This is a genomic window from Agrobacterium sp. MCAB5 (assembly GCF_052114365.1).
In the GTDB taxonomy this organism is placed as follows: Bacteria; Pseudomonadota; Alphaproteobacteria; order Rhizobiales; family Rhizobiaceae; genus Agrobacterium; species Agrobacterium tumefaciens.
In genome coordinates this window covers 334,159-351,554 of the sequence record NZ_JBFREP010000001.1, presented here as the reverse complement: position 1 = coordinate 351,554, position 17,396 = coordinate 334,159, and the positions used below count along the sequence as shown (strand labels likewise).

The following is a 17,396-nucleotide window of genomic DNA, read 5'->3' as shown; positions in this document are numbered from 1 at the left end:
GACGGCGCCGGTCGCCTCAGATATACAGCGCCGCCATCTTGCGCCAGGGACCTGCCCGATGGGCACGTCCCTCCCAGACATGCAACTGATGCCCTATCTGCTTGTCATTAAGAACGCGGCTCAGGTGATGGTTGTTGTCCAAAAACGGATCGGCATCGCCGATGGTGAAAACCATGTCGATGCGGCGGAGGCTTTCAAGCCGCCAGCCGCAGGCGAGGTCCGGCAGAAAGTGGCTCGGCATGTGGAAATAGACATCGTCATCGTAGTAACCGTCGAACAGATCGCCGAAGGATTCCACCTTCATCGTCAGATCGTAGCGGCCGGAAAAGGCGACGAGCTTGCGGAAAAGATGTGGGTGACGAAAGACGAGGCTGGCGGCCTGAAACGCGCCGAGACTGCAGCCCTGCACGATGGTATCGCCATGCGGGTTTTTCTCAGCCATCAGCGGCAGCACTTCATTGAGAATATAATCTTCGAAGGCGGCATGGCGGCGAATGCGCTCGGCCGGGTGATTATAGGCCGCATAAAAGGTCTCTTTGGCCAGCCCCTCGATACAATAGAGCTGAAGATGACCGGCCTCCACTTTATCGGCCAGACTGTCGACAAGGCCAAGTTCCTCATATTCGAAGAAGCGCCCGTCGCGTGTGGGAAACATCAGCACCTTGGCGCCAGAATGACCGAATATCAACAGCTCCATATCACGATGAAGCCTTTGACTATACCAGCGGAGATATTCGCGTTTCATGGCACCTTGAAAAACTGTCTGACCTTGTCCCTGTGGACCGCATCTTGGGATGCACTGTCAGCGTATTCGAAATGTCCCGCGTCTAGGATGAAGATTTCATTAAATTTTGAGAGCGGCAGGGCATTGGCAACCGCAAACTGGCACGGCGGCGCCACCGCCGGATCGAACAGGGCGGGCGCGACCAGCATCGGCACTTTTATGCGGGAAGCCGCAGAAGCGGCATCGAACAGACGCAGCATTTCCAGCACATTGGCATGGGTCTTCTGATAGGTCTGGACCGCATCCGCGCTGCCGACGGTCGGCAGCGTCAGCCAGAACGGCCGGTGTCCGAATGTCGGTACGACCAGATGGCCCCGGTCGATGCGCGCATCATATGGTATCGCCAAAGCCCCAATCCCGCCCCCGAAGCTGATGCCGCTGTAACCCACCTGCCCTTCCAGCCATGGATAGAGCGTGACGAGCGTGGAGACGGCGATCCACAGATCATCGACACAGCCACCGATGATGTAGTCGTCTTTTCTTTCGATGTTGTAGAGGACATGAAGGGCCGGGTCGGACGAAATCGGCGGACAGGCGCTTAGCGAAAGCCCGCGAAAACAGGGAAACAGCACGGCCGTTTCTTCCACCGGCACGTCGAAATCGGGCTCTCCCCGCCCGCCATAACCATGGCCGACAACAAGTCCGCGCCGCACCTGTCCTTTGCGCGGCAGAAGCATCCATCCACCGATGCGGAAGCCGCCGGTGGATGTGTATGAGATATCGAGAACATGCCAGCGGGGATGGCTGAGTTTGCTCTTGCGCAGCACCGGTCGCGGATCCGTGGCCAGCGCGCGGCGATAACGCTTCTTCCAGAAATCATCAAAGCCCGGCGGCGCCTCAGGCGGGATAATGGCCAGCAACTGCTCGCGCCGCATGCCATAGGTCGGGTCGAAATCGAAAGGATGGGTTGTTGGAACGCTCATGCGATGCTTGTTTCGTGAAAGACCGGCCGACACAAGCTTCTTGATATCCAAATATCGGTTTTTTACGACCCTGGCCCAGGCAGGAGTGATGAACCGCCTTTTCAAAACGGTTCAACCATATCCTTTACAATCCGATTTCATGCGCGAAGGGCGGATTTGCGCCAGCTCGCGAGACGGTCACCGCAGCAGCCTTTGCGCCGAGCGCCAAAGCCTTTCTGATCTGCTCTTCCGTCAGCGAAGCGACCTGCGCCTTCGTCAGAAGCCCCTGCATTTTCAGCGAGGCGAGAATGCCGGCGTCGAAGGTGTCGCCCGCGCCGACGGTATCGACGACCTCCACCCGCTCGGAAGCCACTTCTACCTTGAAATTGGCGGTGTAACCGACCGCACCCTTGGCGCCACGGGTGACGACGACCAATTTCGCGCCATGGTGCAGCCAGTGGCGAGCAAGCGTGTCCTCATCACCTTCCAGACCGAACCATTCGAGGTCTTCGTCAGAGAATTTCACGATATCCGACATGGCAGCCATACGGCGGATGCGGGCCATATGCGACTGCTTGTCCTTGATGAAACCGGGGCGGATATTCGGATCGAGGGAGATGACTCGGCTTTGATGCTCGCGCACCATAAACGCCTCATAGGTGCTGCCGCATGGTTCCGGAATGAGGCTGATCGCGCCGAAATGCAGCGCCTCGCAATCGGCGCCTAAGGCCGGAAGCTCGGCCTCGGTGATCATCCGGCCGGCGGTGTTTTCGTCATAAAAGGCGTAGGTGGCATGGCCATCGACGAGCTTGACAAAGGCGATGGTGGTCGGCCGCGAAAGTGTTGCGCAATAGCTGAAATCCACGTTGCTCGCCCGCAGGGTTGTCCGCAGGATATCGCCCATCATGTCATCGGAAAGACCCGTGAAGAACGCGGACGGGACGCCGAGACGCCCGAGCGCAATGGCCGTGTTGAAGACCGCTCCGCCTGCATAGGGGGCAAAACCCGCCTCACCCAGCGTCGTCTGCCGGGGCAGCATGTCGATCAGGGCTTCACCACAACACAGGATCATTACGGTCCTCCTCAAACAGCAAATCAAATGGACTTAAATCGATTTAGACGAAGATCGATCGGAAGGCCAGCCACAAGCTGGCTGGCCGCATCCGAAATTAAGATTGCGGCAATTCGCTGACGCCGCCGCGCTTTGCAGACCATGGCAACGGGTTATCGAGGAAGGCCTCGACCTCCGACAGGGTCTTTTCGTCGAACAGCTTTTCAGCCCGGGCAACAGCCAGAACATCGCGCCAGGTCGTGAGATAATGCAGCTTGACATTGCCATTGGCGAAGCGCGCTTCGGCCTGTTCGAAAATGCCGTAATAGAAGAGCGCAATACCGTGATCGACAATGCCGCCTGCCGCGCGGATGGCGTCGATGAAGGTGAACATCGAGCCGCCGGCCGTCGTCAGGTCCTCGATGACGAGAACGCGGGCGCCTTCCGGCATATGGCCTTCGATCTGGGCGTTGCGGCCATGGCCCTTTGGCTTCTTGCGGCAATAGATCATCGGCAGGCCAAGACGCTCGGCAAGGAAAGCCGCGAAGGGAATGCCCGCCGTTTCACCGCCTGCGACACAGTCGAACTTCTCGAAACCGGCCTCGCGCATCACCGCCGCCGCCGCAAAATCCATCGCCGCCGAGCGAATGCGCGGGAAGGAGATGAGCTTGCGCATGTCGATATAAACGGGACTCTTCATGCCCGAAGCGAAGGTGTACGGGCTTTCCGAATTGAAGTGGACCGCCTTGATTTCCCACAACATCTTCGCAACCAGTTCTGCAACGACAGTGCGGTCAGTGAATGTGAAATGGTTCATAGGCGTTCTCCTTTTTCGGCCTTCATAACAAAACCGCCGGCAGTGCCGGCGGTCATTAAAAAAAATCAGCTCACGTCCCAATGAAGCGGGAACATCGGATCGAATACGGTCACCGGCCCGGCGCCCGTCTCGATCTTGGCGGGAAACGACACCGGCTCCTCGCGCTTCACCAGTGTGATCGTCTCCTCATTTGGCGCCAACCCGTACCAGGCTGGGCCGTTGAGGGAAGCGAAGGCTTCCAGCTTGTCGAGAGCGTTTTCCTGCTCGAAGACATGCGCAAGACAGCTCATGGTGTTGATCGAGGTATAGATGCCGGCGCAGCCGCAGGCGGATTCCTTCAGCGGATCGACATGCGGGGCGGAATCGGTGCCGAGGAAGAAGCGGGCATCACCCGAAATCGCGGCCGCACGCAGTGCCAAGCGATGCTCCTCGCGCTTTGCGACGGGCAGGCAGTAATAATGCGGTTTGATACCGCCGACCAGAATGGCGTTGCGGTTGATGATGAGATGGTGAGTGGTGATGGATCCGGCGAGATTGGCCTTGGACGACTTTATGTAGTCCACGCCATCGCGGGTGGTAATGTGCTCCATCGTCACCTTGAGCTCAGGCAGGCGCTGGCGCAGCGGCTCCAGAACCGTGTCGATGAAGGCTTTCTCGCGGTCGAAAATATCGACCTCCGGCGTCGTCACCTCGCCATGCACGCAAAGCGGCAGGCCGATCTTCGCCATGCGTTCCAGAACCGGCATCGCCTTGTTGAAATCGCGCACGCCGCCGTGGGAATTGGTGGTCGCGCCGGCCGGATAGAGCTTTACGGCGGTGATAAGGCCACTTTTCTTGCCCTCTTCCACGTCGTCGGCCTGCGTGTCCTCGGTGAGATAAAGCGTCATCAGCGGCTCGAAACGGTCGCCCGCCGGAATTGCCTTGACGATGCGTTCGCGATAGGCGCGGGCATCGGCGCAGGTGACTACCGGTGGCACCAGGTTCGGCATGATGATTGCGCGGGCGAAATGGCGACTCGTATCCCCGATCACGCCTTCCAGCATGGCGCCATCGCGCAGATGCAGATGCCAGTCATCAGGGCGGCGAAGGGTGAGCGACTTCATCGGGATACCTCGGAGCATGACGGAATTGGCGCCCGCTTAGCATCTTTCGTCACAGGAAAACAGCCGCCGAGAGGCATCGGGCGGCTGTAAATGTCATTTTTTTGAAGCGAGCCTCAGATGCCGCCCGCTTCGGGACCCCACACATCCGTCATGGCAAAGCCGTCCGCAAAGGGATCGAAGGGGTCAAGGCCGACCTGGTGCAGCCCGAAGGTGAAACCGCGGCCGGCAATGGTGGGAATGACCGCCGGACGACCTGCCACTTCGGTGACGGCGGAAAGGCCGACATCGAATTCCGAACCGATGATCGAACGGGATTTGTATTCGTCTCCCACCTTCACCTTGCCGCGCGCATAAAGCGTGGCGAGATTGGCGGAGTTGCCGGTGCCGCAGGGCGAGCGATCCGCCCGGCCAGGCCACATGGTGGTGCAGGTGCGGATGGAACCATCGGCATCCACATCGCGGAACATCACATAGGCCACGCCTGATATGGCGGGGATTTCGGGATGCACGACCGTCATTTCACTGTTGACGAGGTCCTTGAGGATCATGCCCGCAGCAACCAGTTTCGCTGCATTAGCCTTTTCGATGGTCAGGCCGATCTGGCGCACATCGACCAGCGCGTAAAAGATGCCGCCATAGGAAATATCCATCGTCACCTTGCCCCATTCGGGCGTGTCGATGGTCACATCCAGCTCATGCACGAAGGACGGCACCATGGTCAGCTTGACCTTTTCGCAGCGCCCGTCGCGGCAGGTGGCGGTGGCCTTGACCAGACCGGCGGCCGTTTCCAGAATGACGACCGTTTCCGGTTCCTGCATCTCCACCATGCCGCTTTCCAGAAGTGCTGTCGTCGCGCAGATGGAATTGGAGCCGGAACTGGCATGCGCCTGATCCGGCTGGAGAATGACGAAGGCCGTATGGGCATCCGGGTGCTTCGGCGGCAGCAGAAGATTGACTGACCCCATGGGCGTGCCACGCGGCTCCAGAGTCAGAAAGCGGCGCAGGGCTTCCCCTTTTGGATCGGTATTCATCCAGTTAAGCTGCTCGGCCACGGTGTTGCCGGGAATTTTCGGCGCGCCGCCGGTGACGACACGGCCGATTTCGCCTTCGCAATGAACATCGAGAAGCTGCAAGGTGCGTTTCCAACGCATGGGATCTTACTCCGGAAGTTGAGCTGTTGACCGGACCATATAGGTAAAAATACAAGCTGTATACAAATCTGCGCGAGCTGGATGGCGAAAATCGCTTATGGTTTTCGCCATACACTTCTCATCGTGATCTAGCGATTGCGGCACTCCGCCCGGTTACGATTGGCGGCGGCGTCGCAATTCACTCTCGAAGACTGAACCGCCTGATCGTCCACCACGGAGCCGGCCGTATCACCAACCGATCCGACGGTGTTTTCAACAGAGCGGCCGAGCCTCTCCACCTGCCTGCCGTAATTTTCACGCGTGCGCGGATCGAACACCGCAATGGGCGCGCTGACCACGACGCTTGCCGCCGTTCCGACAGTTTGCGCGGCACCGATGCTGACCGCGCCCAGCGCCTCCCCCAGACCGACATCGGAATCCGTCACAGTCTGGCCGGCAATGAGGCGGTCGCCGATCAGGCGCACGACTTCAGGGCTTTCTGCAAATTTGCCGTGGTTCAACCGGTCACCGGATTGCAGCTTGGTCAGATCAAGAACAGTGATACCGGCCTTTTCCAGCTGGCTGCGATAGGGTTCGACGGAAGGGTCGATCTGGCCCAGACGGTCGACATTGCCGGAAATGCGGCGCGACAGGCTGAGCGCACGGTCATCCTGCGAGACGAACAGGGTGAATTTCGGCGGCGCCTTGCCGAAGCTGGCGAACTGCCGGCTGAACACGTCCACATCGAGATCTGGTGCTGCCAGAATGACATTGCTGATCTTCGGATCGACGCGGCCGTTGCGGATGGCCATCTGGCGCAGCGCCTCCACGGCAAGCCAGGTGCCCATGGAATGCGCCATGACCGTGACCTCGCCGATCGACTTGTCCTTTGCCAGACGGGTCAGCATTTCCTCAAGCGCATCGCGCGAGTAATTGGTGCTTTCCTTGTCGTAATTATAGTCGAAAATACTCGCCCGTGACGGCCATGTGAAAACCACAGGCACGACATCCGAGCCGGAATCATAGACGATCTGCGCAAAGCGATAGACCGATTCCTCGTAACGATTGTTGAAACCGTGCACGAAGACCAGAACGCGGCGGTCCTTATGGATATGTTTGCTGATCCAGCTTTTGGTCTCCGCTTCGGAACGAACAGGCTCAACCGCCACCGTGGTGAAATCCTTCAGAGGGTTAGGCGGCAGCTTCTTCGGCCACTGCACCTGCCCGACCTTGCGGTTGGCCTTGGGCGGAATGGAGATGGTGACGGCATCGACCTTCAACCCGGTTCCGCGTTCGCCGCCGAAAAGCACCGCGGCATTGTCCGAGGGCGCTCGCGTGGTGGCGACCAGGAGATTGACGGGCGTGGTTCCAGCCACGGTCTGCCCTGTTGGCGTCATGACCCCGATGGGACGCCCCCCGCAGCCAGCGAGCAGGGCAACAATCGCGATTATGGCTACGAAGCGGATGGGCATCACATCATTCTCCTGCAACCCAAAGGCAGCCGGATAGCGGCCAGAGGACAGGAATTTCTACCGGAGGCGGAACTGCCGCGCCAGCAACCATCGCGCAAGCGCGGAGATTTCCGCGCCGGTGTGTCCAAACAGACCCAATTTTCCCGCCTTGCGGAGCCGGGAGACGTGATTGTGACGTGCAGGCGAGTTCTATCGCTGCGGCAGCATTGTGCCCCTTTCGCGAAGGGCATTGTGCCAGGACAGCGCCTCTTCAATGAGGTGCGGCGTATGTCCGCCGCGTGCCACCGCTCGCTGGAAATAGTCCGTCAGGGCATCGCGATAGTGGGGATGCACGCAATTTGCGATAATGACCGCAGCGCGCTCACGCGGAGCAAGGCCGCGCAGATCGGCCAACCCGATTTCCGTGACCAGAATATCCACATCATGTTCGGTATGGTCGACATGGCTGACCATCGGCACGACACTAGAGATGGCGCCGCCCTTGGCAATCGACTTGGTGACGAAGATGGACATATAGGCGTTGCGGGCAAAATCCCCCGAGCCGCCAATGCCGTTCATCATGTGAGTGCCACCGACATGAGTGGAATTGACGTTCCCGTAAATATCGAACTCCAGCGCGGTATTGATGCCGATGATGCCGAGGCGGCGGATGACCTCCGGGTGATTGCTGACCTCCTGCGGACGCAGGATCAGCCTGCTCTTGTAATCGGCCAGTCGCGGCATGACCCGTTCGTTCATGGCAGAGGAGAGCGTGATCGATGAACCGGAGGCGAAAGTCAGCTTGCCCGCGTCGAAAAGCTCGAAGGTCGAATCCTGCAGAACTTCCGAATACATTTTGAGATCGTGAAACGGCGTATCGATGAAACCGTGCATGACGGCATTGGCGATGGTGCCGATACCGGCCTGCAACGGCTGGAGTTCGTGGCTCATGCGGCCATGACGGACCTCATTCAGCAGGAATTCGGTGAGATGGCCGGCAATCGCCTTGGTCTCGTCATCAGGCGGCAGCACCGTCGAAAAACTGTCGCTTTTGTCGCTCAGGACAATTGCGGCGATTTTTTCCGGCGGCACCGGAATGAACGGCAGACCGACGCGGCTGTCCGTTGCCACCACGGGAATGGGCATGCGGGTCGGGCGTTTTGCGGGGATGAAAATATCATGCAACCCCTCGAGAACGTCGGGTTGCGACAGATTGATCTCAACGATGACCTTTTCAGCCAGAATGGCAAAGCTCGCCGAATTACCGACGGATGTGGTGGGCACGATACCGCCGTCCGCCGTAATCGCCACCGCCTCGATGATGGCCACATCCACACCGTGGATCTGGCCGCCGCGCAATTGCTCGACCGTTTCAGAAAGGTGCTGGTCGATGAACATCACCTTGCCGTCATTGATCGCCTTGCGCAAAGCGGGATCGGACTGAAACGGCATACGGCGCGCCAGCATGCCCGCCTCCACCATGGTCTTGTCGAGATCATTGCCAAGCGATGCACCGGTCATCAGGGTAATCTTCATCGGGTGCGTCTTCGCACGCTCGGCCAGCGCCAGCGGTACCGCCTTTGCTTCGCCGGCCCGCGTAAAGCCGCTCATGCCCACCGTCATGCCATCCTGAATGAGGCCGGCAGCCTCTTCGGCGCTGACGATCCTGTTCAAGAGGGACGCGTTGCGGATACGCTTTTCAAGCATGCACTTCTCCATGATCTGCATTCCAGATGCCGCGTCACGTGGCTGGCCACCTCACCAGTGACTATGGCGCGGAGTTTCAACGATGAAGCTGACATAGATCAAGGGTGTGAACGGGACCATGGCTTTGATCCATCAAATCTGATCGACAGACCGCAAGTGGCGCATCGGCGCGACAGGCTGCGGGGCGATCGCAGCATCGCAGCCGACCGCAACCGCTGATGAGGCGTATGGATCGCCTCGTCACATACCGGAGGGTTGCCTCAGCTATTGCCCGCAATCAGGGGCCTTCGCATGCGGAGGCCTGACCCAGCACGACCTGCCCTACCTCGACATCATAGGCACGCATGCCAAATGTACCGAGGCTGATCACCCGGTAACAGGGGTTGCCGCCGGTCCACAGGGGATCGACAACCTCGATATCGGTGATGAAGCGATGCGCGCAGGCTTGGCCGGAACTATAGGCGATCCCTTCAGCGCTGGTGCCCGCCATCGGAACGTGGATATGGCCAAAAACAATATGGCGCACGCCAGCCGGATGTCTGCCTAGACGCTGCATAACCGCGCCGTCATCATGCATGCCGATGTTTTCGAAATGCCGGATACCGCAATCCATTGGCGGGTGGTGAACGAAAACCGTCACGGGAAGGTCGCCAGCGCCTTCAAGCGCCTTGTCCAGCCATGTCAGGCGATCCGCACCGTACATGCCGCCGATGACATCGGCCTCGTGGCTGTCGAGAAACAGCAGCCGGCCGAATTCGGTATCGATAAAGGACTGGATATAGCCGTTTTCATCCCGTGGCTGTTCGGGAAAGGCCGCCACGAATTCCGGACGGCGGTCGTGATTGCCGAGCATCAGCCGCACGGGCAAGGACACGGACGCCAAAATGTCGCGAAGGAGTTCATAGGCCTCCGGCTCGCCATAATTGCAAAGATCGCCCGTCATCACCAGAAGGTCGGCGTCTGCGTGTTTTTCGACGATATCTGATATCGCCGCGCGCAACTGCTTCTCGGGATCCACGCCGTTTATCGCGATGCCTGGCGGCAAAAGATGTGTGTCTGTGATCTGGATGATCTTCATTGTCGGTCTCTCTGCATAAAATGGCTGCGGGAATGTGGTTCCCGCAGCCTTTTCCATGGTGTCGCTTACTTCAGCAGGGCGTTGGTCTGCTCGACGATCTGCTTGAGACCAGCTTCCGGCGACACTTCACCGCGCATGACGGTGCCGATGATATCGCGCTGGGTGCGCCAGATGCGGACGGAATCGCCACCGGGATAACCGGCCCACGGCAGAGAACGATCGGCCTGCAGCGAAGCTGTCTTCACATTCGGGTTCTCGGCGTAATAGGGAGCCAGGAAGTCGGCGCCGGTTGCCAGCTTGTTGGTCGGCAGGTAGCCGGTGATGCGCACGATGGTGTTCTGCGCCTCGGGGCCGGTGATCCACTTCAGGTACTTCCAGGCAGCATCCTGCTTGGCTTTTTCCTGCGTCAGGATAACGGCAGAGTTGCCGCCGGTCGGCACGCCGCCCTTTTCCTTGTTGTCGAGCGGGAAGGTTGCCGTCTTCAGTTTGAAGCGATCGCCAACCAGACCCTGGATTGTCTGAACGTGAGCGGGCGTCGAGAAGATGAAGCCGGTAAGGCCTGCACCGAACTGCTGGCGCGACTGGTCCCAGTCGAGCAGGTTCTGGCCACCTTCGGTGACGAACTGGCGGGTCATCTTCAGGGCGTTGAGGCCGATCTCGTTGTCGAACGCAACGGTCTTGGTCTTCTCGTCAACGAGCTTGCCGCCCTGTTCGAAAACGAGCGCCTGCCACAACCAGTCATCCGGCCAGCCATTGATGTCGTAGCTCATGCCCGCAAACTTCGGGTCGAGTGCCTTGATCTTCTTGGCGAGAGCGATCAGCTCCGGGAAGGTCGTCGGCATCTTGTCCGGGTCGCCGCCAGCCTTGGTGACGAGGTCGGAGTTGATGTAGATGATCGGCGAGGAAGCGTTGACCGGCAGGCCGTACTGCTTGCCATCGATCTGGCCGAGAGCTGCCATCTTCGGGCTGTAGTTCTTGTCGAGGAAGGCCTGACCGCCTTCAGCCTGGATGAATGGGCTAAGATCGGTGATCTGGTTGCGCGGTGCGAGCGTGTGCACCAGTTCCGCCGTCAGGTTGTAACCCGAGAAATAAACATCAGGCAGATTGCCGGTGACGGCCGAGCGCAAGACCTGCTGCTGGCCTTCATTGTAGCCTGCGGCCGGAGCGAGGAAGTTGATCTTCACATCCGGGTTCTTCTTCATGAATTCATCGGCCAGCGGCTGATGGAATTTCGTGAAACCCGGCAGGTTGTAGAGAACGTTCAGCGTGATTTCGTTGGCAAGAACCGGCGTTGCGAGGCCTGCAAAGGCCACGCCGAGTGCCAGACCGCCCATCAGAGCGCGTCGGTTGATTTTCATGTCATTCTCCAAAATGGGTTGGGAGGAGGAGTTCGAACGACGTCACTTGACGCCGGTCATGGTAATACCGGCGATGAAATGCCGCCGTGCGAGGAGGAAGCACAGCACCATTGGCGCGGTAATCAGTGTTGCGCCCGCCATCAGGGCACCGTAATTGGCGCCGGATTCGACATCCGCAAAAAGCATCATGCCGAGCGGCGGCGGGGCGAGATTGGTGTCGGAGACCACGATCATCGGCCAATAAAGGTCGTTCCAGTGGGCGACGAGCGAGAAGATCGAGAAAGCCGCGAGCGAAGGCAGCGAGCCGCGCAGCACCAGTCCCCAACAAATCTCCATTTCCGAAAAACCATCCATGCGGGCCGCTTCGATGATTTCATCCGGGTAGCTGCGGAAGGACTGGTTGAACAGGAAGATGGCGAAGACCGACAGGAAGAACGGCATCATCATCGCGAAATAGGTGTTCAGCAGTTCCGTCTTCGCCAGACCGACGAAAAGCGGCAGGGCAAGTGCCTGAATTGGCACGCAGAGTGCCGCGATGATGAGACCCAGCAGCAGCTTGCGGCCCGGAAACCTGAGCTTCGCCAGCGCATAGGCCGCCGGCACCGATGTCAGGACCTGCACGACGAGGATACCGACGCAGACGATGACGCCGTTCAGCATGAAACGTGCCATCGGCACCTGGCTCGCTGCGCGGGTATAGTTTTCGACGGCATCGAATTTCGCCGGGATCGGCCAGAGCGAGACGTCGAATATTTCCGCAGGCGAGCGGATCGACGTCAACATCATCCAGTAGAACGGCAGGAGCATCACGAAAGCGCCGAGTGCCAGCACGAGATGCGGGAAGTATTTGCGGAGCGCGGCCATCAGTAGTGCACCTTCCGGTCCATATGCAGCGTCTGGCCGATCGAGAGGATCAACACGATAGCGAGGAAGATCACCGTCAGCGCGGCGGCATAACCGGTGTTGGAATATTCGAACCCTTCAAGATAGAGATCGAAAAGCAGGGTTTCGGAACCGAAGCGGCCCTTGGTCAGCACGGCAACCGTCTCGAACACCTTGAAGGCCGAGATCGAGGTGGTGACCACCACGAACATCGTCGTCGGCCCCAGCATCGGCCAAGTCACCGTAAGGAACCGGTCGATCGGGTTTTTCGCGCCGTCCAGTCTCGATGCCTCGTGCAGATCCTTCGAAATGGCGGTGAGGCCGGCGAGAAACAGCACCATGTTGAAGCCCAGAACCTGCCAGACACCCATCAGCGCCATGGTGGGAATGAGCATGACCGGGTTGGAGAGGAACGCGACGGGCTCGAAGCCGAACCACTTGATCGCCGCATTCACCGGGCCAAGCGAAGGATGCAGCAGAAATTGCCACACGGTCGCCATGGCGACGAGCGTTGCGGTGACGGGCAGGAAATAAGCGACTTCCCAGAAGGCACGGCTGCGCTTGCGATTATAGACGAGCAAAGCCACGCCGAGCGCCAGGAACACGCCGAAGGGAATGACGATGACCGCATAAATGGCGGTATTCGCCAGCGCGCGCAGGAAGACCGGGTCGTGGAAAGCCTTCACGAAATTGTCGAGACCCACAAAGCGGGTGGAGAGTGCGCCGAGCTTGTAATCTGTGACGGAAAAACCGGCCAGAACGAATATGGGAACGATATAGATCGCCAAAAGCAGCAGACTTGCCGGTGCCGCGAACATCAGGCCACGCCAGATCATCCGTCGGTCCGCCTTCGAGAGGCGCGGGCGAGACTTTGCGCGCGTGGCCGAGGAGAAATCAACCGCCGTCATGCCGGCACCATTTCACGCACCGTCGTCTTGCGACGCAGGCCGTCTGCGGCAAAAAGATGCACGCGCTCCGGCGCAAAGCCGAGGTTCATCACGCCGTTCTCATCGGCGCCCAACACCTCGCCCGCGGCCTGACGCAGGGTAATGGCGACGGTCTCGTCGCTCAGAAGACGGCAGTTCACGAAACGGTCCGCGCCGTGGGTTTCGCTGCGGGTCACCCGCACCGCGAAGCCTTCCGCACCCGGGCGCAGATCCTCGGCGCGAAGGCCAAGCGTCGCCGGGCCGGCATCACGACCAGAAGCCTCGACGCCAAGATCGCGGCCGAAAGCCGTGACCTTACCTTCAGCATGGATTTCCACCGGCAGCAGGTTGATCGACGGCGTGCCAATGAAGCGCGCAACCGTCAGTGTCGCCGGTTTCCGGTAAAGCTCGTCCGGCGTGCCCAGTTGCTCGATACGACCTTCCGACATCAGCGCGATGCGGTCCGACATTGTCATCGCTTCGATCTGGTCATGGGTGACGTAGATAAACGTCGCGCCCAACCGCCGGTGCAGCCCGGCAAGCTCCTCGCGCATGTGGGCGCGAAGCTTTGCATCTAGGTTGGAGAGTGGTTCGTCCATGAGGAATGCGGCAGGCGAGCGCACCAGTGCCCGGGCCAGAGCCACGCGCTGGCGCTGGCCGCCTGAAAGCTGGGCCGGCTTGCGGTCCAGCAGATGCGCGATCTGCAGGGTCTCGGCCGCCTGTTCGACGGCAGCATCGATCTGGCGCAAAGTTTCGGCAGGCGCCGCAAATCTTCCGATCAGTGGCAAGCGTGCAGCAAGCGGCAGACGTCGCATCCGAAGCGGCGTCGCGATGTTCTGACGCACGCTCATATGCGGATAAAGCGCGTAGGACTGAAACACCATCGCCAGATTGCGGTCACTTGGATCGATCTCCGTCACATTCTGACCGCCGATCGTCACCGAACCGCGATCCGGCGTTTCCAGCCCCGCGATGATGCGCAGCAGCGTTGACTTGCCGCAGCCGGACATGCCGACGAGGGACAAAAATTCTCCGGGACGGATCGAGAGATCGATTTCTTTCAGAACATCGTCAGCTCCAAAGCCTTTTCCGATACCCGAAAGTTCAAGTGATTGTGGCGTCATTCTGCGCTCCTTTTCTGGAGCGCATATGCTTATATTGTATGACAATATGACGAAGGTTTGCAGAAAGTTCCGTGACACTGAAAAGCCCGGCAATCCCGGCTCATCGCCATGCCTTGCGATGCCGAGCTTCACAAAAAGCCGCTAATATCAGGGGACAGTTCGACTATCCGAGCTCGACGCTTGTTCACCGGCTCCGCGAGCCTCGCGGGCCCGGTTTCTAAACGGCTGCAAGAATCACATGAGCCTGAATTTTGGCGACGACTTCGTCGCTGCCATAGCGCGCTTCAATGGCGGATGCGGCGCAGTCCGTCGCGGCTTCAAGTTTTCCCGGCGCTCTGGCTTCGATTTCGGTCCGGAGAACGGTTCCCTGACAATAGGCGATGGCAGGAATGCGCGGTGACGATGCACGGCTTTGCGCCGCTATCGTCTCGATCACCACCCGAGAGAAGCCAGCACTTTCCAGCTCACCACGAATCAATGTCGTATCGTGGTAGCCGTGCGGGGTGCGGACCATGAAGCGCGGCGGATCGTCGGGAAACAGGCTTGCAAGGGCGTTCGTCACCTCATTCGCGAGATGATTATCCTCGATGCGGTCCCATACGTTGAATAAATAATGGCCGCCGGGCTTCAGCACCCTCTTCGCTTCGCGATAGGCAGACGGGCGGTCGGGAAAAAACATCGCACCGAACTGGCAGATAACGAGATCGAAAGCAGCATTTTCGAACGGCAGCGCCTGAGCGTCGGCTTGGCGCCACTGGATGCGATTGTCGGGCACCTGGCGCGACGCCGCAAAGTCGAGCATCGGCTGGTTGAGGTCTGTCACGACATAGTTTGCCGCGGGCGGTAATCCTGGTGCCAGTTCACGCGTGACAACCCCGGTACCTGCGGCGATTTCCAGAACATTGATCGGCGTCAACCCCGCCGCCCGCCGTGCCAGATCGCGGGCGAATGGCTCGAAAATCAACGGCACCATATAGCGGTCGTAGTTCTCCGGGATAGAGCCGGCAAAAACCTTGTCCGTTTCCAACATGGCTTTCACCCTGCGGTCAGCTGATGACCCCGGAACTTTAGCACATATGAGGGAAATTCGGAATCTGTTCGGCCACATGGGTTTTACGTATATGCCAACGGTGCCGATATTCTAGCGACACGACAAACAGCTTTAGGCGAAGGCCGTATCATAGTATTTTTGTGGGAAGAGAAATGGCGCACCCGAAGAGATTCGAACTCCTGACCCCCAGATTCGTAGTCTGGTGCTCTATCCAGCTGAGCTACGGGTGCGTGCCGTTCCGGTCATTTCCGGTGGCGTGGCGATCCTCTAAAACGTCCTCATTCCGATTGCAAGCGATTTCGTTTCGAAATTGTCATTTTTCCGCAGCAATTCATGTATCTTATTGATTATACTAGAAATTCCATCAAGGGCATTTTTGAGTGGCCATATGGGGCGCATATTCCGGGAGGTGCGGCGATTGTGCAGGACCATGTTCAGGCGAAGTCATCAGGCGGTTCGAGCGGCATGTACGGAGGCGGCGCGGTCGGCGATCTCGATGCGAAACTGCGTGCCGGGACCGGGTTTTTCGACAAGCGCTATCGTGCCGCCATGGGCAAGCACAAGTTCCCGCGCAATCACGAGGCCGAGACCGGTGCCGCCGGAGCGGGCCGATCCCCTGAAGGCGGAAAACAGGTTCTCTTTCGCCTTGCGCGGCATTCCCGGCCCGTTGTCGTCTATCACGATGCTGACGACGTTGCCGGCCCTCTGGGCTGCAATCGACAGATGCCGAGGCGCCGCGTTCGCCGTGTCGGATTGCAGTGCCTGAACGGCGTTGCGACAGAGATTGTGGATCACCCGGAAAAGCTGCTCGGCATCGGCATCGACGGTTAGATCGGGCGGCACGCTATCGTGAAACTCGATGCCGCTTTCCGGATCGAGCGCCAGAATGTCACGCACATCCCGCACCAGAAGACTTAACTGCACCGTCTTGCGTTTCGGCGCGCCTTCCGTCGCCTGCCCGTAGGCCAGAACCTCGGTTGTATAGGCCACGGCGCGGTCGATCGTGCGCAGCAGTTTCGGCGCAAAGCTCCTGACCATCGGATCCTTGGCGTCCACCAGCCGGTCCGACATAAGCTGTGCGGATGACAGGATATTGCGCATGTCGTGGTTGATCTTCGAAACCGCCAGACCGAGATCCACGAGGTTTTTCTGTTGCCGCAGGGTTTTCTGCAACTCCGTCTGCATGTCGGCCAGGTGACGGCCCGCGACGGACAGCTCGTCGCTTCCCTCCTCCGGCACGAAAATCCGCTCGGGATTGCCCGGTTCCTCGGAAAAACGCTGCATGCCGAGCGTCAGGCGACGTATGGGCCGGATCATGATGCGGTTGATGGAAACGAAGATGAGACCGGCGGTGACAAGCGACAGGACGATGGAGATCAGGAAAACATTGCGGGCATAAGCCAGCATCGCCGCCCGTAGTTTGTTTTCACCCAGCACGAGTTCAATGATGGTGTCGCTGTCTCCGACCACATCGAAAACACGGATGACGCGATTGCCGCCAAACAGCAATGTGGAGAAGGCATCCCGCACCGCTGCCAGTTGCGAGACATCGGATAGATCATATTGCTCATCGACCCCGGGTGGCGTTTCCGCCACGGCAAGCAGGCGCGATGTGCCATCCTTGCGCAGCGCAATCAGCTTCGCCCCGGTGGCCATCAGCGTGTCGTTCTGCACGCTCCGCGGCAATTCGGCCTGCAAGCCATCGATCACCGCGCCGGCTGCTGCCGCCGTGTTCAGACGGTCCCGCAGCCATGAAAGGCGCATATTGGCGACCGAAGGCACGAAGATCAGCACTTCGGCAATCATCACGAAAATAACGGTGAGCAACAGCAGGCGCCCGGAAAGCCCCCCGGTCAATCCCGGCATGCAGTGCACCGGATTGTCTTCCGTGCCGTCCAAGCTGTCTACGCCTTTAGAAAACACCGGGCCCTGATCCTGTATGCGCGCCGCCGCTTCGGTGGAACGGCTCGGTTTATATGCAAGCACGATAATAGGACCTAACAGATATTTTTCAAATGCGTTGCAAAACAAA

Annotated in this window: 15 protein-coding genes and 1 tRNA gene; all 16 read right to left on the bottom strand. The window is 59.3% G+C overall.

Going from position 1 to position 17,396, the window contains the following annotated elements; all coding sequences use genetic code 11:
- Positions 1-16: 16 nt before the first annotated feature.
- A complete protein-coding gene (locus AB4Z23_RS01740) occupies positions 17-745 on the bottom strand; it encodes an esterase family protein (RefSeq protein ID WP_421475928.1) in 729 nt (242 codons plus the stop codon).
- On the bottom strand, positions 742-1,707 hold the full coding sequence (locus AB4Z23_RS01735) for an acetylxylan esterase (RefSeq protein WP_065703908.1): 966 nt from the start codon (positions 1,705-1,707) through the stop codon (positions 742-744). The genes AB4Z23_RS01740 and AB4Z23_RS01735 overlap by 4 nt, the downstream gene beginning before the upstream one ends.
- Positions 1,708-1,831: 124 nt before the next feature.
- Positions 1,832-2,758: a carbohydrate kinase family protein gene (locus tag AB4Z23_RS01730; RefSeq protein WP_421475930.1), complete on the bottom strand. Its 927-nt coding sequence runs from the start codon at positions 2,756-2,758 to the stop codon at positions 1,832-1,834.
- Between the two features lie 97 nt (positions 2,759-2,855).
- The gene (locus AB4Z23_RS01725; protein ID WP_003514873.1) at positions 2,856-3,554 is read right to left on the bottom strand and encodes an orotate phosphoribosyltransferase; all 699 of its coding nucleotides are present in this window, start codon (positions 3,552-3,554) and stop codon (positions 2,856-2,858) included.
- Between the two features lie 65 nt (positions 3,555-3,619).
- Positions 3,620-4,657, bottom strand: a complete 1,038-nt coding sequence (pyrC, locus tag AB4Z23_RS01720; RefSeq protein WP_421475932.1) for a dihydroorotase — start codon at positions 4,655-4,657, stop codon at positions 3,620-3,622.
- A 113-nt stretch (positions 4,658-4,770) separates the two neighbouring features.
- On the bottom strand, positions 4,771-5,808 hold the full coding sequence (locus tag AB4Z23_RS01715; protein WP_038489725.1) for a 4-hydroxyproline epimerase: 1,038 nt from the start codon (positions 5,806-5,808) through the stop codon (positions 4,771-4,773).
- Between the two features lie 128 nt (positions 5,809-5,936).
- A complete protein-coding gene (locus AB4Z23_RS01710; RefSeq protein WP_013635402.1) occupies positions 5,937-7,259 on the bottom strand; it encodes an alpha/beta hydrolase in 1,323 nt (440 codons plus the stop codon).
- 189 nt (positions 7,260-7,448) lie between these two features.
- The gene (locus AB4Z23_RS01705; protein WP_112290910.1) at positions 7,449-8,945 is read right to left on the bottom strand and encodes an acetyl-CoA hydrolase/transferase family protein; all 1,497 of its coding nucleotides are present in this window, start codon (positions 8,943-8,945) and stop codon (positions 7,449-7,451) included.
- A 277-nt stretch (positions 8,946-9,222) separates the two neighbouring features.
- The gene (locus AB4Z23_RS01700; protein ID WP_025592294.1) at positions 9,223-10,023 is read right to left on the bottom strand and encodes a phosphodiesterase; all 801 of its coding nucleotides are present in this window, start codon (positions 10,021-10,023) and stop codon (positions 9,223-9,225) included.
- A gap of 65 nt (positions 10,024-10,088) precedes the next feature.
- The gene (locus AB4Z23_RS01695; protein WP_025592292.1) at positions 10,089-11,381 is read right to left on the bottom strand and encodes an ABC transporter substrate-binding protein; all 1,293 of its coding nucleotides are present in this window, start codon (positions 11,379-11,381) and stop codon (positions 10,089-10,091) included.
- A gap of 42 nt (positions 11,382-11,423) precedes the next feature.
- On the bottom strand, positions 11,424-12,245 hold the full coding sequence (locus AB4Z23_RS01690; RefSeq protein ID WP_003514860.1) for a carbohydrate ABC transporter permease: 822 nt from the start codon (positions 12,243-12,245) through the stop codon (positions 11,424-11,426).
- Positions 12,245-13,171 (bottom strand): carbohydrate ABC transporter permease, encoded by a 927-nt coding sequence (locus AB4Z23_RS01685; RefSeq protein WP_421475935.1) that lies wholly within the window; start codon positions 13,169-13,171, stop codon positions 12,245-12,247. The genes AB4Z23_RS01690 and AB4Z23_RS01685 overlap by 1 nt, the downstream gene beginning before the upstream one ends.
- Positions 13,168-14,313, bottom strand: coding sequence for an ABC transporter ATP-binding protein (locus AB4Z23_RS01680; RefSeq protein WP_421475937.1), 1,146 nt, complete (start codon positions 14,311-14,313; stop codon positions 13,168-13,170). Before AB4Z23_RS01680 ends, AB4Z23_RS01685 begins: the two co-directional genes overlap by 4 nt.
- A gap of 217 nt (positions 14,314-14,530) precedes the next feature.
- Positions 14,531-15,343, bottom strand: coding sequence for a class I SAM-dependent methyltransferase (locus tag AB4Z23_RS01675; RefSeq protein ID WP_421475939.1), 813 nt, complete (start codon positions 15,341-15,343; stop codon positions 14,531-14,533).
- Between the two features lie 174 nt (positions 15,344-15,517).
- Positions 15,518-15,594 (bottom strand) — tRNA-Arg (locus AB4Z23_RS01670).
- A gap of 217 nt (positions 15,595-15,811) precedes the next feature.
- A complete protein-coding gene (locus AB4Z23_RS01665) occupies positions 15,812-17,230 on the bottom strand; it encodes a sensor histidine kinase (protein ID WP_038492672.1) in 1,419 nt (472 codons plus the stop codon).
- Between the last annotated feature and the right edge of the window lie 166 nt (positions 17,231-17,396).